The sequence below is a fragment of the Kitasatospora sp. NPDC041917 genome, assembly GCF_055589745.1.
In genome coordinates this window covers 23,220-44,228 of record NZ_JBVJBI010000038.1, presented here as the reverse complement: position 1 = coordinate 44,228, position 21,009 = coordinate 23,220, and the positions used below count along the sequence as shown (strand labels likewise).

General features: G+C 73.5%; 16 protein-coding genes. All 16 read left to right on the top strand.

Going from position 1 to position 21,009, the window contains the following annotated elements:
* Positions 1 to 41 precede the first annotated feature (41 nt).
* The 16 genes from ACZ6EM_RS32120 to ACZ6EM_RS32045 all read left to right on the top strand — a co-directional run bounded on the left by ACZ6EM_RS32120 (position 42) and on the right by ACZ6EM_RS32045 (position 21,000).
* Positions 42 to 947 carry a ketopantoate reductase family protein gene (locus ACZ6EM_RS32120; protein ID WP_465773882.1) on the top strand — a complete coding sequence of 302 codons (906 nt, stop codon included), beginning with the start codon at positions 42 to 44 and terminating at the stop codon, positions 945 to 947.
* Positions 948 to 1,124: 177 nt separating this feature from the next.
* The gene (locus ACZ6EM_RS32115; protein ID WP_401055986.1) at positions 1,125 to 1,520 is read left to right on the top strand and encodes a hypothetical protein; all 396 of its coding nucleotides are present in this window, start codon (positions 1,125 to 1,127) and stop codon (positions 1,518 to 1,520) included.
* A gap of 621 nt (positions 1,521 to 2,141) precedes the next feature.
* On the top strand, positions 2,142 to 3,887 hold the full coding sequence (locus tag ACZ6EM_RS32110; protein WP_465773881.1) for a peptidoglycan-binding protein: 1,746 nt from the start codon (positions 2,142 to 2,144) through the stop codon (positions 3,885 to 3,887).
* Positions 3,888 to 3,906: 19 nt separating this feature from the next.
* Positions 3,907 to 4,365: a hypothetical protein gene (locus ACZ6EM_RS32105; RefSeq protein WP_465773880.1), complete on the top strand. Its 459-nt coding sequence runs from the start codon at positions 3,907 to 3,909 to the stop codon at positions 4,363 to 4,365.
* A gap of 186 nt (positions 4,366 to 4,551) precedes the next feature.
* Positions 4,552 to 6,399 (top strand): phage tail sheath C-terminal domain-containing protein, encoded by a 1,848-nt coding sequence (locus ACZ6EM_RS32100; RefSeq protein ID WP_465773879.1) that lies wholly within the window; start codon positions 4,552 to 4,554, stop codon positions 6,397 to 6,399.
* Positions 6,400 to 6,406: 7 nt separating this feature from the next.
* Positions 6,407 to 6,931 (top strand): phage tail protein, encoded by a 525-nt coding sequence (locus ACZ6EM_RS32095; RefSeq protein WP_049649365.1) that lies wholly within the window; start codon positions 6,407 to 6,409, stop codon positions 6,929 to 6,931.
* An 11-nt stretch (positions 6,932 to 6,942) separates the two neighbouring features.
* The gene (locus tag ACZ6EM_RS32090) at positions 6,943 to 7,674 is read left to right on the top strand and encodes a T4 family baseplate hub assembly chaperone (RefSeq protein ID WP_465773878.1); all 732 of its coding nucleotides are present in this window, start codon (positions 6,943 to 6,945) and stop codon (positions 7,672 to 7,674) included.
* A complete protein-coding gene (locus ACZ6EM_RS32085; RefSeq protein ID WP_465773877.1) occupies positions 7,667 to 8,365 on the top strand; it encodes a hypothetical protein in 699 nt (232 codons plus the stop codon). The genes ACZ6EM_RS32090 and ACZ6EM_RS32085 overlap by 8 nt, the downstream gene beginning before the upstream one ends.
* A 37-nt stretch (positions 8,366 to 8,402) precedes the next feature.
* A complete protein-coding gene (locus tag ACZ6EM_RS32080; protein ID WP_401046445.1) occupies positions 8,403 to 9,671 on the top strand; it encodes a Pvc16 family protein in 1,269 nt (422 codons plus the stop codon).
* Positions 9,672 to 9,691: 20 nt separating this feature from the next.
* Positions 9,692 to 11,671, top strand: coding sequence for an ATP-binding protein (locus ACZ6EM_RS32075; protein WP_465773876.1), 1,980 nt, complete (start codon positions 9,692 to 9,694; stop codon positions 11,669 to 11,671).
* Positions 11,662 to 12,042: a hypothetical protein gene (locus tag ACZ6EM_RS32070; RefSeq protein WP_465773875.1), complete on the top strand. Its 381-nt coding sequence runs from the start codon at positions 11,662 to 11,664 to the stop codon at positions 12,040 to 12,042. The genes ACZ6EM_RS32075 and ACZ6EM_RS32070 overlap by 10 nt, the downstream gene beginning before the upstream one ends.
* Positions 12,039 to 18,248 carry an eCIS core domain-containing protein gene (locus ACZ6EM_RS32065; RefSeq protein ID WP_465773874.1) on the top strand — a complete coding sequence of 2,070 codons (6,210 nt, stop codon included), beginning with the start codon at positions 12,039 to 12,041 and terminating at the stop codon, positions 18,246 to 18,248. The genes ACZ6EM_RS32070 and ACZ6EM_RS32065 overlap by 4 nt, the downstream gene beginning before the upstream one ends.
* Positions 18,249 to 18,268: 20 nt before the next feature.
* On the top strand, positions 18,269 to 18,853 hold the full coding sequence (locus ACZ6EM_RS32060) for a hypothetical protein (protein ID WP_401051372.1): 585 nt from the start codon (positions 18,269 to 18,271) through the stop codon (positions 18,851 to 18,853).
* 5 nt (positions 18,854 to 18,858) lie between these two features.
* On the top strand, positions 18,859 to 19,491 hold the full coding sequence (locus ACZ6EM_RS32055) for a hypothetical protein (protein WP_380541228.1): 633 nt from the start codon (positions 18,859 to 18,861) through the stop codon (positions 19,489 to 19,491).
* Positions 19,491 to 19,850, top strand: coding sequence for a LysM peptidoglycan-binding domain-containing protein (locus ACZ6EM_RS32050; protein WP_452177745.1), 360 nt, complete (start codon positions 19,491 to 19,493; stop codon positions 19,848 to 19,850). Before ACZ6EM_RS32055 ends, ACZ6EM_RS32050 begins: the two co-directional genes overlap by 1 nt.
* On the top strand, positions 19,843 to 21,000 hold the full coding sequence (locus ACZ6EM_RS32045; RefSeq protein ID WP_452177744.1) for a hypothetical protein: 1,158 nt from the start codon (positions 19,843 to 19,845) through the stop codon (positions 20,998 to 21,000). Before ACZ6EM_RS32050 ends, ACZ6EM_RS32045 begins: the two co-directional genes overlap by 8 nt.
* The last annotated feature ends 9 nt before the right edge of the window (positions 21,001 to 21,009 follow it).

Genomic DNA, 21,009 nt, shown 5'->3' with positions numbered 1-21,009 from the left:
CGCCCTCCCTCACCCACCCACCCCCACCCACGGGAGTCACCATGACCACCACCCCTCTGACCGTCGCCGTCCTCGGGCCGGGCGGCGTCGGCGGACTGATCGCCGGGCTGCTCGCCCGCGACGGCCACCGGGTCGTCTGCCTGGCCGGCGAGGAGACCGCGGCCGCCGTCCGGCGGGACGGACTGCACGTCCGCAGCGGCCGGTTCGGCGAGTTCACCGCCCGGGTCGAGGCCGCGACCGAGCTGCGCGAGCCGGTCGACGCGGCCTTCGTGACGGTCAAGGAGACGGCGCTGGCCGCCGCCCTCGACCGGATGCCCCCGGAGGTGCTCGGCACCGGGATCGCGGTGCCGCTGCTGAACGGCCTGGACCACATGGCGCTGCTGCGCGAACGCTACCCGGCCGGGCGCGTGGTGGCCGGCACGATCCGGGTCGAGGCCACCCGGACGGCGCCCGGGAGGATCGAGCACACCAGTCCGTTCGCCGCCGTCGAGCTCGGCGCGACCGCCGAACCGGCCTCCCCCGTGGCCAGGTTCGCCGAACGGCTGCGCCACACCGGGCTGGACGTCACGCTGCGCGAGGACGAGACGGCGATGCTGTGGGGCAAGCTCTCCTTCCTCGCCCCGTTCGCCCTGCTCACCACCCGCCACGCGAGCGGGATCGGCGCCGTGCGCACCGAGCACCGGGCCGAACTCCTCGCGGTGCTGGACGAGATCACCGCCGTCACCCGGGCGGTCGGCGCGCCGGCGGACGCGCAGGCGCTGCTCACCTCCTTCGACCGCCTCCCCGCGGCGATGAAGTCCTCGATGCAGCGCGACGTGGAGGCCGGCCGGGCGACCGAGCTGGACGCCATCGGCGGCGCCGTGCTGCGGGCGGCCGACGCCCACGCCGTGGCCGCCCCGACCATCGCCCGCCTGGTGCGCGAACTGTCCGGGTCCGCCAACCGGTAGGGCCGGGACAGGCGTTCACTCCACGCACGGCGCCCGTGGGGTGAACGCCCGCACGTCTTCGCTCACATGACGGAACATCATCTTCCAGGGCGGGCAAAGACTTTCCCAACGGTTCACCCGGTCTTCCGGAACCTCCGTACGGCGGAACGGCGTTGATACGGCGGGAGGGATAGAGACATGACAAGGAAGCCGTACCGATTGGCCGCCACCACGCTCGCGCTGCTCCTCGCGGCCCCACTGTTCACCGCCTGCGACGCCGACAAGGCCCTGGACTGCGGAAAGCGGGCGATCAGCCTTACCGGCGACGTCCAGGACCTCGCCGATTCGGCGATCAACGTGGGGCAGATCACCGACGAGAACCGCCGCAACCACACCGTCGAGGCCTTGCGGAAGGTCGCCGACGACGCCAAGAGGATCCGCCAGGACGGCGGGGACAAGATCGACCCCGCGGCCGACCGGCTGGCCAAGGCCGTCAACGACGCGATCGACCGGGTCTCCAAGGGCAAACAGCCCGACTTCAAGCCGATTACCGACGCCGCCGGCGACATCGGGAAGGCCTGCGCCGACTCCTGACGCGCCGGCGCGCTTCCCGGTTCCCGCACCGCCCGCCGCCCGCTCCACCGGCTCCCGGCCCGGCACACAGCCCGGCCGGGAGCGCGATGGGCCTGCAGGCCCATCGCGGACCCTGCCGCATCGTTCACGAGCGCCGGTCACCCGCGCCGCTGCTACGGCACGCGCAGGGCTCACCCGTTGACGGGACAGGGCAGCCAGGGCCGCCCTGCACCCGCTCCCACCCCGGCCCGCCCGACCACGTCCTCGACCCGCGGCAGGCCGCCCGCTCCCACCCCGGCCGCGCCGACCGACGCCCCGGCGCCGGAGCACATCCGCTCGGCGGTACCCGTTCGGGGCGCCGCCTCGGCCGGCCCGACCACGCCCCCCGACCACCGGACAGGCCCCTCCCTCCGAACACCCTCGCGTCGGCGTGTCGTCCGGCAAATGTGCCCGTGGCACAGGTCTGCTGAACGGGCCACTCGCAGGAGGCCCGCAGAATCAACAGAACACCTTCAAATCAAGGGAGTTGACGCTCAGTCAGTTGTCATGTGGAGTGAACATGACGCTCTGGCCGGCGTCGGCGCCCCGGGGGATGGGGCCGGTCGGCCGTGGCTGCCATCGGCGCAAAGGGGGAGCATCCTGATGGCATACGCGAAGGGTTATGACGTCTCCGACTTCCAGTCGGGCATCCCGGGGGACGCGGAATTCGTCTTCATCAAGGCCACCGAAGGCGGCCACACCGGCCAGTCGGGGTACACCGACAAGCTCGCGGACGCCCGGGGGCGCGGGCTGGTGGTCGGGCACTACCACTTCCTGCACGCGGAGAACCCGGTCGACGGTGAGGTGGAGCACTTCTGCCGGGTCGTGGGGCAAGTGCCCGCGGGCGAGCTGCTGGTGCTGGACTTCGAGCCGTACGGACAGTCGGTCGGCGACGGCGACGCGACCGAGGCGAAGAACCGGTGGCTGGCGGCGGTCAAGCAGCGTTACCCGGACCGCCTGGTCGGGCTCTACACCAACCGGGACTACTGGTTCCGGACGGACGACAACGCCGGTGACTTCCTGTGGATAGCGGACTACGTGCCCGCGGGTTCGCCGCGGATCCAGGCGTCCTGGCGCTTCCACCAGTACAGCGACGACCCGCTCGACGCGGACGTGTTCAACGGCTCGCTGGACGAGTTGCGGGCGTGGGCCGGCGCCGGCCGGACCCCGGACCCCGAGCCTCCCGCGCCGACCCCGACCCCGGGGCCGCAGCCGCCCGACTGGCCGGGGCTCCAGCTGGTGCCCCGGGACCAGTGGGGCGCGCGGCCCTGGCGCGAGCCCAACGGTTCGATCCCGTACGCCGGTCCGCGCGCCGGAGTGAAGGTGCACTATCTCGGCACGGCGTACACCTTCGACAGCCACGACACCTGCCCGGCCTACGTACGGCGCCTCCAGGCCTCGCACATGGACGACGACGGCTGGTCGGACATCGGCTACAGCTTCGTGGTCTGCGAGCACGGCCACGTGTTCGAGGGCCGCGGGCTGAACCGGCGCAACAGCGCCAACGGCGATGTCCCGCTCAACGAGGCGCACTACGCGGTGTGCGGGCTGGTCGGCGCCTCCGGCTCGACCGTGCCCACCCCGGACCAGCTCAACGGGCTGCGGGACGCGATCGAGTACTGCGAGCAGCAGGGCCCGGCGGGCCCGGAGATCAAGGGGCACCAGGACGGCTACTCGACCGACTGTCCCGGCCCGGCGCTGTACGCCTGGGTGACGTCGGGTGCGCCGCGCCCCTCCGGCACGGTGGTCACCCCGCCCCAACAGCCCGCGCCCCAGCCGGACCCGACCCCGGAGCCGACCCCGGCCCGGTACCAGAACAGCGTCGGCGGCCTGCTGTACGGCTACGGCGCGCACGGTCCGCAGGTCACCCTCGTCGGCGAGGCGCTGGTGGCGGCGGACTTCGGCTCGCACTACAGCCAGGGCCCCGGCCCGGACTGGACCGACGCCGACACCCTCAACTACGCCGACTTCCAGCGCGGTCTGGGCTACTCCGGCGGGGACGCGGACGGCGTGCCCGGCGAGGCCTCGCTGCGCCGGCTGCTCGGCGGGGCCGTCCCGCTCGCCGAGGTGTCGAAGTCGAGGGTGGTCGCGGCGGCTCGCCAGGACCCGGACGCGGCCCAGGGCGCCACCACGTACCCGGACGACGTGTACACGGTGGAGCGGGCGCTCGTCGCCGAGGGGCTGCTCGACCGGCAGTGGGCCGACGGCTCGTTCGGCACGAAGACCGTCGACGCCTACGCCGAGTTGCAGCGCCGGTACGGGTACGGCGGGCAGCAGGCGGACGGCATACCCGGCATCAACTCGCTGACCCGGCTCGGCCAGGCGCACGGCTTCACCGTCGTCGGCTGACACCGGCCGAGGAGGACAGATGTACCAACTCGCCCTGTCGCTGTGGCGCACGTGCGTGCCCTACATCGTCGCGTTCCTCGTGGTGCAGGCCGCGCGGCTCGGCATCCACCTGGACAACGCCTCCGTCACCTCCGCCCTGGTCACCGGCTTCGGTACGGTCTACTACGCCGCGTTCCGGTTCCTGGAGCACCGGTTCGGCGCGAGCTGGGGCTGGTTCCTGGGGGCCGCCCGGCCGCCGTCCTACCAGCCGCCGGTCCCCGCGCCCACACCCGCACCCGCACCTGCCGCACCCGCGCCTGCGCCCGCCGCACCTACGCCTGCGCCGTCCGCACCCACGCCCGCGCCGGCACCGGAGCCCGCGCCCGAGCCGGAGCCCGAGCCCGCGCCCGCGCCCGCGCCCGCGCCCGCGCCCGCAACGACGCCGCCGGACCCCACGCCGGCCCGACCCGACTACCGGAACCTGCCCGAAGGCGGCTGACGGGCACCCGCACAAGGGTTGCGGACCACCATATTCCGCAACCCCGAAATCAGGCCCAGTAATACAATTAGCCTTTCACGTTCAGGCCTTGACGAATTGTCACCTGAATCCGAGACTGAGCCTGCCACCAATGCATCCGGATCCCATTCAACGGCCTCTTGATGCACGAAGTGAACGGAGGGGGAATTGCCGACGACACCGACCTACCCGGGCGTCTACATCGAAGAGCTTCCCAGCGGCGTCCGTACCATCACCGCGGTGAGCACCTCGGTGACCGCCTTCGTCGGGGCCACCCGGCGCGGCCCGCTCGACCAGCCGGTCACCATCACCAGCTTCGCGGACTTCGAACGCCGTTTCGGCGGACTCGCGGGTCAGAGCCCGGTCAGCTACGCCGTCCAGCAGTTCTTCCTCAACGGGGGCTCGGTCGGGGTCGTGGTCCGGGTCGCGGCGGCCGGCACCGGCGCCGCCGCGGGCGTCACGCTCAACTCGACGCAGTCCTCCACCGCCACCCCGGCCCTGGAGGTCACGGCCGTCGAGCCGGGACTCTGGGGCGGGGGGCTGCGGGTCGCCGTGGACTACCGGACGCCGACCCCGGCCGAGACCTTCAACCTCCAGGTCTTCGACACCTCCGGCGCCGTCCGGGAGTCCTTCGCGGACCTGTCGGTCCGGGCCGCCAGCCCCCGGTTCGCCGAGACGGTGGTGAACAGCGGCTCGGGCGTCGTCCGGGCGAAGGTCCTGGCGGAGAGCCGACCGGACCCGGTGGGCACCGTCTCCAAGCCCTTCGCGGCCACGCTGCCGGACCTCACCCACGAGATCCAGGTGAAGATCGCCGACGTCTCGCGGACCGTCAAGATCTACGACCCGGCCGCAGACGGCACCGCGCCGACCACCGTCCCCGAACTCGCCCTGCTGCTGGAGCGCAAGCTGCGGGCCCTGCCCGACTCCCCGGGCAAGCGGGCCTTCGCGGGCACCCGGGTGAGCGTGTTCGGGCGGCAGCTCCAGGTCGTCGCCGGCTCCACCGACCCGGCCGACGTGGTGCGCTTCCTCGGTGAGGCCGCCAACAACCTCGGGCTGGAGGGCTCGGTCAACCCGCCGGTCCTCGCCCTCGCCGGCGGCCAGGACGGCGCAGCCCCCGGCATGACCGACCTGATCGGCAGCGAGGCCGGCAAGACCGGCATCCAGGCCCTGCGCGACGTGCCGGACGTCAACCTGCTGGTGCTGCCGGAACTGGCCGGCTACGCCAGCCTGGACGACGCCGTCACGGTCGTCTCGGCCGCCCAGGCACTCTGCGTGGAGCAGCGGATGTTCCTGATCGTCGACTCGCCGCAGGCGTGGACGACGCTGGACGCCGCCCGGGCGGGCCTGTCCGCCTTCGACTCGGTGCGCAGCGACCACGCCGCGCTGTACTTCCCGCACCTGGAGCTGGTCGACCCGCTCACCGGCCGGCTGCGCAGCTTCCCGCCGTCGGGCACCATCGCCGGCGTGATGGCGCGCACCGACGGCCAGCGGGGCGTGTGGAAGGCACCCGCGGGCACCGAGGCCGGACTGCCCGGGGTGCGCGCGCTGACCGTCCCGCTGACGGACCGGGAGAACGGCCTGCTGAACCCGCTCGCGGTGAACTGCCTTCGGACGTTCCCGGTGGTGGGCCCGGTGGCCTGGGGCGCGCGGACCATGGCGGGCGCCGACGTCCTCAGCTCGCAGTGGAAGTACGTCCCGGTGCGGCGCCTGGCGCTGATGCTGGAGGAGAGCCTCTACCGCGGCACCAAATGGGTCGTGTTCGAGCCCAACGACGAGCGGCTGTGGGCGCAGATCCGGCTGAACGTGGGCGCGTTCCTGCACTCGCTGTTCCAGCAGGGCGCGTTCCAGGGCACGTCGGCGCGCTCGGCCTATTTCGTCAAGTGCGACAAGGACACCACCACCCAGGACGACATCAATCGCGGTGTGGTGAACGTCGTGGTCGGATTCGCGCCACTCAAGCCCGCGGAATTCGTGATCGTCAAGATCGAGCAGCTCGCCGGACAGTTCGAGGTTTAGGATCTCCATGGTCGAGTTCACCGTCAATCCGCACCGGTTCGATCCGTACAAGAATTTCAAGTTCCTGGTCGTCTGGGACGGTCGGGTCGTCGCCGGAATCAGCAAGATCAGCCCGCTCAAGCGCACCACCGAGGTGGTGAAGCACCGCAGCGGGGGCGATCCGAGCGCGCCGCGCAAGTCGCCGGGGCGCACCGACTTCGAGGCGGTCACCCTGGAGCGCGGGGTCACTCACGACCCGGAGTTCGACCGCTGGGCCAACAAGGTCTGGATGGTCGGCGCGGGCCGCGGGGCGGAGGTCTCGTTGCGGGACTTCCGCAAGGACCTGGTGATCCAGGTGCTCAACGAGGCCGGTCAGGTGGCGGTCGCCCACAAGCTGTACCGCGCCTGGCCGAGTGAGTACCAGGTACTCGGCGAACTGGACGCCAACGCCAACGCGGTGGCGATCCAGAGCCTCAAGCTGGAAGTGGAGGGCTGGGAGCGGGACGAGGAGACGCCCGAACCGGAAGAGCCCTCGTTCCAGCAGCCGGCCTGAGCGGCCGACCGATGGAACTCGCCGGCGAGGCCGCCCTGTTGGCCGCCTGGGAGGCCGGGCTGGCGGCCGGCCGCACCGGGCGGGCCCTGCTGCTGCACGCCGTCGCCCGTCCGGGCGCCGGGACGGAGGAGCTGCTGGCCGTTCCACTCGGCCATCGGGACGCCGAACTGTACGGCCTGCGCGCCGAGTTGTTCGGCGAACGGCTCAATGTGCGGGTCAGCTGCCCGAGTTGCTCGGAGGAGATGGAGTTCGCCTTCGACTCCGGGGAGGTGGTCGGTGCCGCGCGGCCGGCGGACGGCCCGCTGCGGGTGGAACTGGACGGCTGGCAGGTCGGCTTCCGGCTGCCCACCCCCGGCGATCTGGCCGCCGCCGAACAGACCCCCGCGGACCAGGCCAGGGCCGTGGTGCTGGAGCGGTGCGTGCTGATCGCCGAGCACGGCGGGGAGCCGGTCGCCGCCCGGCAGCTCCCCGAACCGGTCCAGCGGCGCGTGGCCGAGGCCGCCGCCGCAGCCGACCCCTGCGCCGACGTCCGGCTGCACCTCGGCTGCCCCGAGTGCGGCGAGCAGGCCCTCGCCGAGCTGGACATCGCCTCCTACCTCTGGGAGGAGCTGGACGACTGGGCCCGGGCGACCCTGCTCCATGTCCACCTCCTGGCCACCGCCTACGGCTGGAGCGAGGCGGAGATCCTGGCGCTCAGCCCACTGCGGCGCCGCTACTACCTGGAGCTGTGTGCAGATGCCTGACCACTTCGACCGCCTGGTGGCGAAGGGCGGCCCGGGCAGGGACCGGACCGGGGTACGGGTGCGCCCGCGCCTGCCGGGGCCGTTCGAACGGCTCGACGCGCTCGCTCCGGCGCCGCCGGTCGTGGACGAGGAGTCGTTCGGGCCGGGCCGCTCGGGCGGACGACCCGTTCCCGTGCCACTCCCCCGGCCGCCGGCGACGCCGCCCGCGGCGCCGGTCGAAAGGGCGCTGCGGGCGGTGGTCGGTGAGGACAGGCCGGCTGTCGCACCCGTCCTTCCGCTGCCGCGCACGCCGCTGCTGATCGCGCCGCCGGTCACCCCCGGTGCCGCACCGGCCGTCGAGCCGGCGGTGCGGAGGGAGGCCGCCCGCCCGGCAGCCGTACCGACGCCCGTCACCGCACGGCACCTGGCGGCCGCCGCCGAGCCGCCGACCGCGGCACCGCCCGTACCGGCCCGGCCGGCCGCCGCACCGGCGTCCGTACGGCGGGCCGCCGGGGCAGCTGCTCCGGGCCGGGCGCACGGGACCGGGGCCCGACGCCGGCAGCGGCCGGTCGAGCGGGTGGTGCGGGTCCAGATCGGGCGGGTCGAGGTCAAGGCCGCCCAGCGCACCCCGGCCGGACCGCCCAAGCCGGCGGCCGCCCGCCCGGGCCCGGCCCTCGACCTGGACAAGTACCTCGACCGGGAGACCTCATGAGCGGGCGGGTGGGGCACATGACCGAGGGGACGAACCCGTGAGCAACCACCTCGCGATCGCCACCGTGAGCGAGGCGCTGCGGCTGCTCATCACCCGAGCGCTCTCGCCCGACATCCCGTTCGCGGTCGAGGTCGGCGCCCGCAAGCCGCCGACCGAGCCGCCCACCGACCCGACCATCACCGTCTTCCTCTATCAGGTCACGGCCAACGCCTCGCTGCGCAACCGCGACGCGCCCACCCGCGCGACGGACGGCACGGTGCTGGCCCGGCCGGCCTCCGCCCTGGACCTGCACTACCTGATCAGCTGTTACGGCGAGGAGTCCCAGCTGGTCGGCCAGCGGCTGCTCGGCTGCGTGGTCCGGGCACTGACCGAACAGCCGGTGCTGTCCCGGCAGTTGATCGAGGAGGCAGCCGCCCAGCCGTACCTGGTGGGGACGGACCTGGCCGCCTCGCCGCAGCGGGTGCGCTTCACGCCCACGACGATGGACGTCGAGGAGCTGTCCAAGCTGTGGAGCACGCTGCTCCAGACGCCGTACGCGCTGTCCGTGACCTACCAGGCCGCCGCCGTCCTCGTGGAGGGCAGGGTCGATCCGGTGGCCGGCAAGCCGGTGCTGCGCCGTACCGTGCGGGCCGTGCCGTCCCGTGGGCCGGTCGTGGAGCGAGTGCTGTCCCGGCCCGCCGGGTCCCCCGGTGCTCCCGGGGAAGGGCCGGTGACCAAGGACCGGGAACTGGTGCTGGAGGGCACCGGCCTGCGCGCCGACCTGGTCGTGGCCCGGCTGGGCGAGCGGCGGGTGCCGGTCGACCCGGGCGGCGTCCGGGACGACCGGCTGGTGGTCGCCGTCCCGGAGGACCTGCCGCCCGGCGTGTACCAGGTGCAGGTCCTGCACGGACTGGCGCTGGACGGCAGGCCCGCCGCCGACCACCTCGCGCTGGAGTCCAACGCGCAGACCTTCGCCCGGCAGCCGCGGATCGTCGGGCCGATCGGCACGGCGGACCGCGGCGACGGACCCTCCGGGGTCTCGGCCCGGCTGGACGTCCGGCTGGACCTGCCGCTCCGGGACGACCAGCAGGTCCTGCTGCTGCTGGACGAGTTGCACCCGCCCGCCGGGCGGCGCGGGGCGAGCCACCAGTTCCGCGCGCCCGCGCCGCCGCAGCCGCGCACCGACCCGTACGAGGTCCGGGTGCCGGTCGTCGGCGTGCGCCCGACCGCGTACCTGGCCCGGGTCCAGGTGGACGGGGTGCCCAGCGAGTTGACGGTGTCGAGCGACGGAACGTTCAACGGTCCCGTCGTGGACCTGACGCACTGACCGCAGGACGGGGGATCCGGATGAGCACGCGTCGAAGGCAGGGCCGCGACGGCCCGGCGGACGAGCCGCACCGGCAGGCGCTGTCGGCCGCGGTCGCCGCCGTGCTCGACCGCGTCGACGCGCACGCGGCCGGCCGCGACGCGGGTGACCCCACGTCGTCCGACAAGCCCGCCGGCCGCCGGGGCGGACGGCGGCAGCCCACCACCGCCCTGGACGCGCTCAGCGCCTCCTTCGGGCTCACCCCGTTCGAGCGCGACGTCCTCGTGCTGGCCGCCGCTCCCGTGATCGACCCCACCGCCGCCGCCCGGTGCGCCGCGGCCGGCGGCGACCCCGGGCGCGCTCACCCGACCTTCTCGCTCGCCCTCGCCGCCCTGGAGCAGCCGCACTGGAGCGCCCTCACCCCGGTCGGCCCGCTGCGCCGCTTCCGGCTGGTCGAGCTGGACGACGAGACCGCACTCACCGCCTCCCGGCTGCGGATCGACGAGCGGGTGCTGCACTTCCTGGTCGGCGTGCCGTACCTGGACGTGCGGCTGCACGGCCTGCTCACCCGGGTCGGGCCGCCCGGCGAGCTGCCCGAGCCCCACGAGCGGTGCGCGGCCGAGCTGGCCCTGGGGTGGACCGCGGCCGGGCTGACCGGCCCGCCGCACACCGAACTGACCGGCGCCGACCGCCGTACCCGCTGGGAGATCGCGGCGGCGGCGGCCCACCGCGCCGGGCTCGGCCTCTACGCCGCGCACCGCGAGGACCTGCCCACCGAGCCCACCGAGCGCGAGCAGCTCGCCCGGCTGTGGCAGCGGGAGGCGATCCTGATCCCGGCCGCGCTGCTGGTGGAGGGCGGCGAGCCTGGCCGGGAGCACCCGCGGTCCCCGAACGGCACGGAGGCCTTCCTCACGAGCCTGGCGGTGCCGCTGGTCGTCTCCGGCGACGAGCTCCCGGCGGAGGGGGCCTCGGACCGGGCCAGGCTGACCGTACCCGCGCTCGGCCCCGAGGAGCAGCTGGCGATCTGGGCCGCGGAACTGGACGGTGCGCCGGGGGTCACCGAGGGCGAACTCCGCGCGCTGGCCGCGCAGTTCTCACTGCCCGGCCATGTGATCCGCGCGGCCGCGGCGACGGCGCGGCGGGCGGCCGAGGACGGCCGGGACATCAGCCCGCTGGCCTGGCACGCCGGTCTGACGGAGGCCCGGATGTCCCTGGAGGAGCTGGGCCGGCGGGTCGAGCCGCGGGCCGGCTGGGAGGACCTGGTGCTGGAGGAGCGCCAGCGCTCGATCCTGCGCGAGATCGTCGCCCACGTCCGCCGGCGCGGCACGGTCTACCAGGAGTGGGGCTTCGAGTCGGTGCTGCGCCGCGGCCTCGGCGTCACCGCGCTGTTCGCCGGCGGGTCGGGCACCGGGAAGACGCTGGCGGCCGAGGTCGTCGCCGGGCAGCTCGGCGTGGACCTGTTCGTCGTCGACCTCTCCCAGGTCGTCAGCAAGTACATCGGCGAGACCGAGAAGAACCTCCGACGGGTCTTCGACGCGGCCGAACGCGGCGGCGCACTGCTGCTGTTCGACGAGGCCGACGCGCTGTTCGGCAAGCGCAGCGAGATCAAGGACAGCCACGACCGCTACGCCAACCTGGAGGTCAGCTACCTGCTGATGCGGATGGAGGCCTACCGGGGCCTGGCCGTGCTCACCACCAACATGAAGAAGGCGCTGGACCCGGCGTTCATGCGGCGGATCAGGTTCGTGGTCGACTTCCCGTTCCCCGGGGTGCCGGAGCGCGCCGAGATCTGGCGCCGGGTCATCCCCAAGGAGACCCCCAGCCAGGGCCTCGCCCCGGAGCGGCTCGCCCAGCTCACCGTGGCCGGCGGCTCCATCCGCAACATCGCGCTGTCCGCCGCCTTCCTGGCCGCCGACGAGGACTGCCCGATGCAGATGCGGCACCTGCTGGCCGCCGCGCGCACCGAGTACCTGAAGCTGGAGCGCTCGCTGACACCCTCGGAGGTCGGCGGATGGATCTGACCGACGGGGCTGCGACGGGGAGGGACGGCGCCGGGCGGAGCGGGGCCGAGCCCGGTGGCGCCGAACGGGCCGAGCCCGGGCACGGGGGCGCCGGGCGGATCGAGGTCGAGATCGGCGAGCTGGTCCTCGACGGCTTCGCACCCGTCGACCACGACCGGCTGACGGCGGCGTTCCGGAGCGAACTGACCCGCCTGGTCGAGGCGCGCGGCGTGCCGCTCGCGGTCGGCGGCGACCGCACGCTGGACCTGCTCTCCGGGCTGCCGCCGCTCCCGGCCGGCGCCTCACCGCAGCGGCTCGGCGAGGCGCTCGCCCGCGCCGTGCACGCCGGGCTGTCCGGCGGTGGCCGGCCGCCGGGACGGGGGCGGACATGACTCGACCCGCCCTCGCGACCAAGGACTCCGCACCGGACACCGAGCAGGGCTCGGCCCGGCGCAGGACCCGGGCGCCGAAGGCCCGTACACCCGAGCCCAAGGAGATCGTCTCCGGCGCCGGCCAGCCGCTCGACCCGGGCGTGCGCCGGGAGCTGGAGGCGCGGCTCGGGCACGACCTCAGCCGGGTCCGGGTGCACACCGACCGGGACTCCGCCGCGCTGACCGAGCTGATCGGCGCGGACGCCGTCGCCGTCGGCCCGGACCTCTTCTTCGGCGAGGGCAAGTACCGGCCCGCCGCCGAGGACGGCCGGCGGCTGCTCACCCACGAGCTGCTGCACACCGTCCAGGTCCCGAACCCGCTCGGCGCGCTACGGGTCGGCCGCGACCTGGGCGCGGTCAGCCTGCCGCAGGACGCGATCGAGCGGGAGGCGGAGCAGGGCGCGCGCGACGACCGGCCGACGGCGGCGACGCCGGGTGCCACGCCGGGGTGGCTGCGCTACGCGACCGTCGACGCCGACCGGTTCCGCGCCGAGCGGCTCGACCCGGCCACCCTGGTCGACCGGCTGGCGGCCGGCATCCTGCGCTCACTGCGTGGCGACCCGACCGACTCCGCCGGCCGGGTCCGCTGGCAACTCGCGCGCTTCGCCCCCGAGTTGCAGGCCTCCGTGCTGGAGCGCCTGGAGATCCGGCTGCCCTCCTCGGACTACACCCGGGTGCTGGAGCTGGTCGAGGCCGCCGAGCACCGCCCGGCCGACCCGGACGGCGCGCAGACGCCCGAACCGGTCACCGATGCCGCTGACCGGACCACCGACGACCGCGAGCGGACCGACCGGAGGGACCGCGGCGAGCGGGACCGGCAGCGGCAACTCGACGAGGAGGCACGGCAGCCGGACGACCCGAAGGGGCGGCGCAGGCGCCGCAAGGGTCACGGTGACGCGGAACGCCCGGAGGAGCGGGGCGAACAGCAGGCGCCACCCACGGAGGCCGAGGCCGCGCAGCCGCGGGCCGATCAGGCCCAGCCTCCTGGGCAGGCGAAGCCGTCAACCGTCGAGGCGGCCCCGGACGCGGACTCGGAGCAGTCGCCCGCACCGGTCGAGGAGGCCGCCGCCCAGCCCGTGGCCACCGTCGTACCGGGCTCTCCCGAAGCCGGGCAGCCGGACCCCGCCGCCCAGCCCTCGGCCGGCACGAAGCCGCAGGACCCCGCCGCCCGTCCGCTGCCGCAGCCCGCGCCGGTCAAGCCCGAGCGTGTGGACACGGTCGCCCGGGCCGAGGACGGTCCGCCGGCCCGGCACGGGCTGCTGGGGGGAGACCGCGAGAAATCCGAAACACCGGACCAGGAACGGCCGTTGGGCATGGAGCCCGACGCGGAGTCCGAGGTCCAGGACGGACCGGGCAAGGAGCAGGACCGGCAGCCGGCGTCAGCCGACGCCGGGCCGGAGATCTCGCCCGGGGACTTCCTTCCCTCGTCCGACCTCGACGTGTCGGCCGTCCCGACAGCCGATCGGATCAGCCTGTCACCGGACGGCACTCCGGCCGGGAACGCCGAGGCCCCGGAGTTCCCGGAGCCGCCCGCGACCAAGGCCGACCAGGTGCAGGCCGAGCGGGACGGCCGGCCGGAGGAGGACGCGGAGCCTGCGGCGGCACCCCCGGAACAGGCGCAGCCCGGGGCGGCACCGCCGGCCGCCCCCGAACCGGCCCCCGCCCCCGAGGCCGAGGACCGCAGCGCCCGCGACCTCCAGCCGGAACAGCCGGTCGAGCAGGAGATCGGCCCCGAACCCACCGCGAACCCGGCCGCCCCGGCGCCGGCCGCCGCCGAGCCCGCCCCGGTGGAACCGCGCCGGCCCGACACCCCCGCCGAGGAGGCGCGCGAGGCCGAACCGGCCCCCGAACCGGCCGGCTCGCCCGAGCCGGGCGGCGCGGAGCGCACGGCCGCGCCCACCGCGGCAGGGCCGGTCGGCGGGGACGGCCCGGGCGGTGACGGCGCCGGTCCGGACACCGGCGGGCCCGAAGCGGCACCCGGCGCGGACTCCCCCGGGACCGCCGCCGAGACCGCCCCCGGTCCGGCGGCCGAGCAGGCCGAGGCGCCCGCCGGACTCGCCGGCCAGCCCGCCCCGGACGCCTCCCTGGAGTCCGGCGGCGGCGCCTGCGCGGGCCCGCAGCAGCCCACCACCGAGGCGGAACCGGACGGTGCCGGAGCCGGTGGCTGCGCAGCGGGGGGCGGCGCGGCGGGCGCCCCGGCCCAGCAGGAGCAGAAGCCCGCCCCGCCCGACGTCTCCGGCCAGGACCCGCAGAGCGCGCTCGCCACCGCCGCGAGCCTGCCGCCCGATCGGATGGCCACCACCCTGGACGGCGTGGACGGTTCGGTGGACCGTACGGTCGGCGAGCAGCAGGCCCGGCTGCAGGCCGCCCCGCCGACCGTCCAGCGCCCGTCCGGAGCCCCGCAGACCCAGTCCGGCACGCCCGAGGCCGCGCCGCCCGCCGAGGCGGTGACGGAGCGGCTGGAGCGGGTCGGCCCGCCGGGCGCGGACGGCGAGCAGCAGCGGGCCGAGGAGAAGAAGGCCGAGGGCCGCAACCCCGGCGACCGGGTCGCCCCGCCGCACGTCGCCGACGACCCGGGCAACCAGGTCTCGCCGCAGGAGGTCCAGCAGGCCCAGGTCGCGGTCGACGGCGTGCCCTCGTCCGACCCGGCGCTGAACACCACCGTCGGCCCGGCGCCCAAGGTCGAGCTGACCGGGGAGAGCGACCCGGCGCGCACCGACCGGCAGACCACGAAGCTCAAGGAGAGCTCGACCAGGATCCTCGGCGTCGGCCGGGAGGACGCCGCCAAGCCGATGGGCGAGGACCGGATCTACCCGGACGTGCCGAAGGAGACCCTCACCGCCTCCGTCCCCGGGGGCGGCCACAGGCGCGGCGGCGCCGGTGCGCGCGGCGCGACCGACACCAAGCCGGGCATCGGCATCGTCACCCAGCAGGAACGCGGCCCGCAGATCCAGGCCGCGGTCGGCCAGGGGCAGGGTCAACTGGGCTCCGCCCGGGCCGAGCAGAAGCAGGGCGAGGCCGAGGCACGGCGGCAGAACCAGGCCGAGACCGACCAGGCGGTGGCCGACAACGCCGAGGCCCAGGCCGGCGAGCGGGGCGAGGCCGCGGAGAGGGTCCGGGCCGAGCGCGAGCAGTGGCGCACCGAGCAGGACCGGAAGGTCTCCACCGCGGACCAGGACTCCGCCGCGGAGCACCAGGACAAGACCGAACAGATCGGCAGGAAGCGCACCGAGGCCGACAAGGACGTCCAGGACCGTCAGCAGCAGGACAACCAGAAGATCCAGGACAAGCGGAAGGAGGCCGAGGAGAAGGCCCAGAAGGAGAAGGACCGCAAGAAGGAGGAGTCCGAGGGCTGGTGGGGCTGGGTCAAGTCCAAGGTCAAGGCGGCCTTCGACGCGCTGGTCGAGGCGGTCACCAAGGTCTTCGACTTCTTCCGCGGCCTGATCAACGACATCATCGACGGCTTCCGGAAGTTCGCGAACTGGGCGATCGACCAGGCGCGGAAGTTCGCCGTCGACCTGATCAACAAGCTCGCGGACGCGCTGATCAAGATCTGCGACGTGCTGCTGGCGGCCTTCCCCGAACTGCGGGACAGGTTCCGCAAGAAGATCGAGGAGTGGCGCGACAAGGCCGTCGCCAAGGTCAACGAGTGGGCGGACAGGCTCAAGAACGCCGTCAACAAGCTGCTCGACCTGCTGGCGGCCGGGCTGAACGCGCTGCTCAACGCGCTGGAGGCGGGACTCAAGGCCGCGATCGAGGCGGTCCGCAAGACCGTCATGGACGCCATCGACTTCGTGCAGAAGGCGATCGCGGTCTTCGGCGAGTTCGCGGTCCTGATCGGCGACATCGCCTCCGACCCGGGCGGCTGGCTGAAGAAGCTCGGCAGCGCCGCGATCGACGGCATCCAGCACTACCTGTGGGGTGCGATCAAGAGCGCGGTCAAGCAGTGGTTCAACGAGAAGGTCGAGTCGGTGGTCGGCCTGACCTCCACCATCGTCAACGTGCTGGTCAAGGGCTGCATCTCGATGGCCCAGATCGGGCGGATGGCCTGGCAGGCCATCGTCGCCTCGCTGCCCGGGATGATCGTCTCGATCGTGATCGAGAAGCTGGTGTCACTGATCGTGCCGGCGGCGGGCGCGATCATGGCGATCATCCAGGGGCTGGTGGCGGCGTGGAACACCATCAGCAAGATCGTCGCCGCGATCGGGAAGTTCGTCACCTTTCTCAAAGCGGTCAAGTCCGGTTCGGCCGCCTGCCTGTTCGCCGACGCGGTCGCGGCGGGCGTGGTCGCGCTGCTGGACTTCATCTCCAACTTCCTGCTCAGCAAGCTCAAGGGAGCCGGCAAGGCGGTCGGGACCAAGCTCAAGGGGATCGCGCAGAAGATCCTCAAGGGCCTGGCGAGGGCCGGCCGGGGCGCCCGCAAGGCGGCCGGCCGGGCCGTCAACAAGGCCCGGACGGGCCTGCGCCGGGCCACCCGGTCCCTGCGCAAGCGGCCCTCCCCCGGCCGCACCCGCCCCGCGCGAACGGGCCCCGCCCGGCAGACCGTCCGCCACGCGGAGCGCCACCCGTCGACCACCTCCGGACTCCCCCGCCGCGAGGTCACCCGCCCGAAGCCCGCCTCCCGCCGCCACCCCACCTCCCCCGTCGGACGCGCCCTCAACGCCTCCCGCCAGACCGTCAAGGCCGCCCTCAACCGGGTGCGGACGGCCGCGCGCACCCTCGGCCGCAAGCTCCTCGACAGCACGTTGGGCCGCGCCCTCACCAACGGCGCGCACAGGCTCCGCGACGCCTACCGCAAGCAGCGCGACCGCCTGCGTGCCTGGCACCGGAAGCGCCAGCAGCAACGCGCCCAGCGCCGCGCCCACGAGAACTCGCCGGAGGCGAAGCAGAACCGCCTTGACCTGATCGCCGCCCGCATCCGGCCACGGATCCAGCGCCTGCTCCACCGAGGCGTCCGGGGCCCGGTGCTGCGGGCGCTGCTCGCCGCGATGCGCATGTGGTACCGGCTGTCGAGCCTGGGCATCGAGGGCGACAGGAACTTCGCCGTCACGGCCACCCTCAATCCGCAGGTGAAGCTCACCGACGCGCTCACCCTGGACGAGCGGGACCTGCTGGCGATGCTCGACGAGCTGTCCGCCGAGATCCTGAACCACTCCCGGACCGTCAGCGGTGCGAACCGGATCCACCGGAAGGACGACGATTCCGCGGCGGACCAACGGCGGTTCGGAGTCCCCCAGGGAGTCGGCTTCGCCTCGATGGCCCGGTTCATGAACCATCAGGGCCCGAGCATGGCGGGCTTCGACCACGCGAACGAGAGCGCACACGACGTGTTCGAGTTCGAGGACGGGCCCGACCGGACCCCGGCCGCCGTCACGCACACCGTGCTGCGCGAGACCAACAAGATGCGGAACGCCCAGCAGAAGCGGATCGCGGCCGGTGCCGACAAGGAGGAGCAGGAGAGCCTCCGGGCGGTCGAGAGCGCCCAGCGCCTCCAGCGGGCCGTGATCAAGCGGCAGCACGAGAACGGCCAGGCCGAGGAGCATCTGCGCTACCGGGGCCGCAAGAACCGTGCCGGCACGTTCAAGGAGGGCATCGCCGAACGGATCCTCAACGACCCCGACCACAACCGCGAGGTGGTCGAGGGGGTCCGGACGATGGCCGCCGGCGGCCGGGTCGACGGGCAGGTGGGGCGCGACGCCGCGTTCCTCGGCAGCCTGATCATGGGCAAGGAGGTCCACCGGAACGATCGGTCGATCATCCACTCGGGGATGCTGCTGCAGATGGCCGCCGAGGGCAGCCGGGTCTCCGGGGTCGCCCCGACCGCCGACCCGAAGACCAGCCTCCCCGGCCTCCGGGTCCACCGGGGCGAGGCGATGCCCGTCGCCGAGGCGCTGAAGTACCTCCCGATGGAGGGGGGAGGTGCCATGGAGCAGGCCAGGACGCTCGACCGGCAGCGCGCGAAGGAGCGTGAATCGGGTGCGGACACGAGCGAGAAGGCCTTCAACGGAAAGAACATCCAGGGGCTGGCCAACCGTGAAATCCTGGTGATCCAGATGTGGATCAAGTCCCTTGACATCAAGACCGAGAAAGGAAGCGAGATCACCACTCTCGAACAACTCAAGGGCCGGATCCGCGAAAAGCTTTTCCACTTGTACGGACTGAAGTAGCTCCCCGAGGTGATCGACCGATGACCGAGATTTTCGACCGAAGCCGACGGCTGGTCCTGCGGGACGACGCCGACGAATCCGCCGTGGAGGAACTGGCCGCGCTGATCGGCTGGCCGCGGCGCATCGACATTCCCGCGGACCCCGAGGAATGGACGCCCCGCCAGATCTCCTGGTACGTCGGCCCGGCCATCGTCCTCACCTACTGCGAGGATCTCCTCTCCGGTTTCTTCTATGTGATGATCACCGGTTCGGACGAGAAGGTCATCCGGAGCACGGTGGAACTCGCGGAGTCCACGCTGAACACCTGGCGGCTCCCCGAACTCGTCCGAAGTGCCGACCCCGAGGCGGATCCGGACACCTACGCGGCGGAGGTCCTGCGTCTGGGGCTGGGAGCACCGGTGGAATTCGACGAGGAATTCTTCCGGAGCGTCCGCCGCGCTCTGCGGAGCGATCAGCCGGAGGTCCGGAAGAACGCGGTGTGGGCGATCACGTACGAGCCGTGGCCCGCCTACGCGCCGCTGTTGGAGGAACTGCTGGACGAAGAGCAGGACGAGGAGGTGGCCGACATCGCCCGGTCCGTGCTTGAGGAGATGGCAGCGACGTGACGTACATGGACGCCCCCAAGCCCATCAGGGCCGGGCTGGTCATCGTCGATCCGCAGCGGGGGACGCCGCAGCGGATCGTCGTGCTGCAGTTCAACCCCGACAGCCTGGAGCGGTCGCTCGCCCCGCAGGTGGCAGGAGCCGACGGGAGCGGGGACCGGACGGAGGCGTTGCGGCTGAAGGGTCCAGCCGTGGAGACGTGGAAGTTCACGGCGGAGCTGGACGCCACCGACCAGCTGGAGGTGCCGGCGCCGAACGGGATCCATCCGCAGTTGGCCACCTTGGAGTTGCTGGTGCAGCCGGCCAGTGCGCAGCTGCGGAGCAATCAGGCGCTGGCCGCGCTCGGGACGCTGGAGATCACCCCGATCGAGGCCCCGCTGACCCTCTTCACCTGGGGTGGGAAGCGGATCCTGCCGGTGCGGCTGACCGAACTGACCATCACCGAGGAGGCGTTCGACATCGAGCTGAATCCGATCAGGGCCGCCGTCGCGATCGGCCTGCGCGTCCTGACCGTCAGTGATCTGCCGACCGGGCACCGCGGGGCGGAGCTGTACCTCGCACACCTGGCGCAGAAGGAGCGGCTGGTCGGCACGGCGGCCGGTGGCCGGCTGGGCGCGCTCGGCCTCGGAGGGGGGTTCTGATGACCGTCAACGACCCGCCGAACGCGCTGCCCGCGCCCTCGCCGTACCCGCTGACCAGCCGGTACCACGGCATCCCGGTCGTCTTGCACACCGAGCCGAACGGGCGGCACGTCCCTTTCCTCAAGCGGCGGTTGTTGCCCAGTGCGGACGGCCTGACCCCGCTCGCCGAGCACACCGTCAGCGCCGGCGACCGCCCCGACCTGCTGGCCTACCGCTACCTCGGCAGCGCCGACCGGTGGTGGCGGATCGCCGACGCCAATCCGGTCCTCGATCCGCGGGAGCTGACCGCCACCCCGGGCCGGCGGATCACCATCGCGCTACCCGGCGCGGTGCCCGGGCCGGGGGTGGGGAATGGCTGACGCCTCGGCCGTCACGGGGGGCGGGCCGATCGGGTCGATCCACCTGAGCCTGCTGATGGGCCCGCAGCTCCCGGTGCCGGTGCCGCAGCCGGTGACCGACGCGCTGCTGTCGGCGCAGGTCACGGTGGCCTCCGGGCAGCGCAGCGGGTTCCAGCTGGCCTTCGACCTGTCGAAGCACGGTCTGATCAACACCGCGCTGCTGCCGGGCGGCTTCTTCGACCCGAAGGTCAGGGTCGTGCTGATGGTGACCGTCACGGGCACCCCGACCGTGCTGATGGACGGTGTGATCATCCGCCAGGAGGTCGGCATCAGCAACCAGCCCGGCCAGTCCACGCTCACCGTCACCGGCGAGGACCTGACGGTGCTGATGGACCTGGAGGAGCAGGCCGGCGTGCCGTTCCCCGCGATGTCCCCGGCGGCCCGGGTGGCCGCGATCATCGCCAAGTACGGGCAGTACGGCATCGTGCCGCTGGTCATCCCCGAGCTGGTGCCGCAGACGCCGATGCCGACCCGGCGGATCGACTTCCAGAAGGGCACCGACCTCGGGTACGTCAACGAGCTGGCGAAGGCCAACGGTTACGTGTTCTACCTCGACCCCGGCCCGGCCCCCGGGATGAGCCGCGGCTACTGGGGCCCGGAGATCCGGCTCGGTGTGCCGCAGCACGCGCTGAACGTGAACATGGACGCGCTGTCGAACGTCGACCAGCTCACCTTCGCCTTCGACGGGACCGCCCGCGAGGAGCCGGAGGCCCGCGTCCAGTTCCCGGCGACCAAGGTGTCCGCCGTCCTGCCGGTGCCGGAGGTCAGCATCCTGCGTCCGCCGCTCGCGCTCAGGCCCGCGCCGGCGCTGAAGAAGAAGGTCATCGCCGACACCGCCAAGAAGGACAGCTCCCAGGCCGTCGCCGAGACCATCGCCAAGGCGATGCAGTCGGCGGACGCCGTCTCGGGCTCCGGCCAGCTCGACGTCGTCCGGTACGGCCACGTGCTGCGGCCGCGCGAGCTGGTCGGCGTCCGCGGCGCCGGACTCACCTACGACGGCCTGTACTTCGTCAAGAGCGTCACCCACAACCTCAAGCGCGGCTCGTACACCCAGAACTTCACACTGACCCGCGAGGGCCTGATCGCCCTCCAGCCGACCGTCGTCCCCTGACGCTGCAGC

What these genes read in the sequence shown, in the direction of transcription:
- ACZ6EM_RS32120 (WP_465773882.1), top strand. Translation starts at nt 42, where the DNA reads ATGACCACCACCCCTCTGACCGTCGCCGTCCTCGGGCCGGGCGGCGTC.
- ACZ6EM_RS32115 (WP_401055986.1), top strand. Translation starts at nt 1,125, where the DNA reads ATGACAAGGAAGCCGTACCGATTGGCCGCCACCACGCTCGCGCTGCTC.
- ACZ6EM_RS32110 (WP_465773881.1), top strand. Translation starts at nt 2,142, where the DNA reads ATGGCATACGCGAAGGGTTATGACGTCTCCGACTTCCAGTCGGGCATC.
- ACZ6EM_RS32105 (WP_465773880.1), top strand. Translation starts at nt 3,907, where the DNA reads ATGTACCAACTCGCCCTGTCGCTGTGGCGCACGTGCGTGCCCTACATC.
- ACZ6EM_RS32095 (WP_049649365.1), top strand. Translation starts at nt 6,407, where the DNA reads ATGGTCGAGTTCACCGTCAATCCGCACCGGTTCGATCCGTACAAGAAT.
- ACZ6EM_RS32090 (WP_465773878.1), top strand. Translation starts at nt 6,943, where the DNA reads ATGGAACTCGCCGGCGAGGCCGCCCTGTTGGCCGCCTGGGAGGCCGGG.
- ACZ6EM_RS32085 (WP_465773877.1), top strand. Translation starts at nt 7,667, where the DNA reads ATGCCTGACCACTTCGACCGCCTGGTGGCGAAGGGCGGCCCGGGCAGG.
- ACZ6EM_RS32075 (WP_465773876.1), top strand. Translation starts at nt 9,692, where the DNA reads ATGAGCACGCGTCGAAGGCAGGGCCGCGACGGCCCGGCGGACGAGCCG.
- ACZ6EM_RS32070 (WP_465773875.1), top strand. Translation starts at nt 11,662, where the DNA reads ATGGATCTGACCGACGGGGCTGCGACGGGGAGGGACGGCGCCGGGCGG.
- ACZ6EM_RS32065 (WP_465773874.1), top strand. Translation starts at nt 12,039, where the DNA reads ATGACTCGACCCGCCCTCGCGACCAAGGACTCCGCACCGGACACCGAG.
- ACZ6EM_RS32060 (WP_401051372.1), top strand. Translation starts at nt 18,269, where the DNA reads ATGACCGAGATTTTCGACCGAAGCCGACGGCTGGTCCTGCGGGACGAC.
- ACZ6EM_RS32055 (WP_380541228.1), top strand. Translation starts at nt 18,859, where the DNA reads ATGGACGCCCCCAAGCCCATCAGGGCCGGGCTGGTCATCGTCGATCCG.
- ACZ6EM_RS32050 (WP_452177745.1), top strand. Translation starts at nt 19,491, where the DNA reads ATGACCGTCAACGACCCGCCGAACGCGCTGCCCGCGCCCTCGCCGTAC.
- ACZ6EM_RS32045 (WP_452177744.1), top strand. Translation starts at nt 19,843, where the DNA reads ATGGCTGACGCCTCGGCCGTCACGGGGGGCGGGCCGATCGGGTCGATC.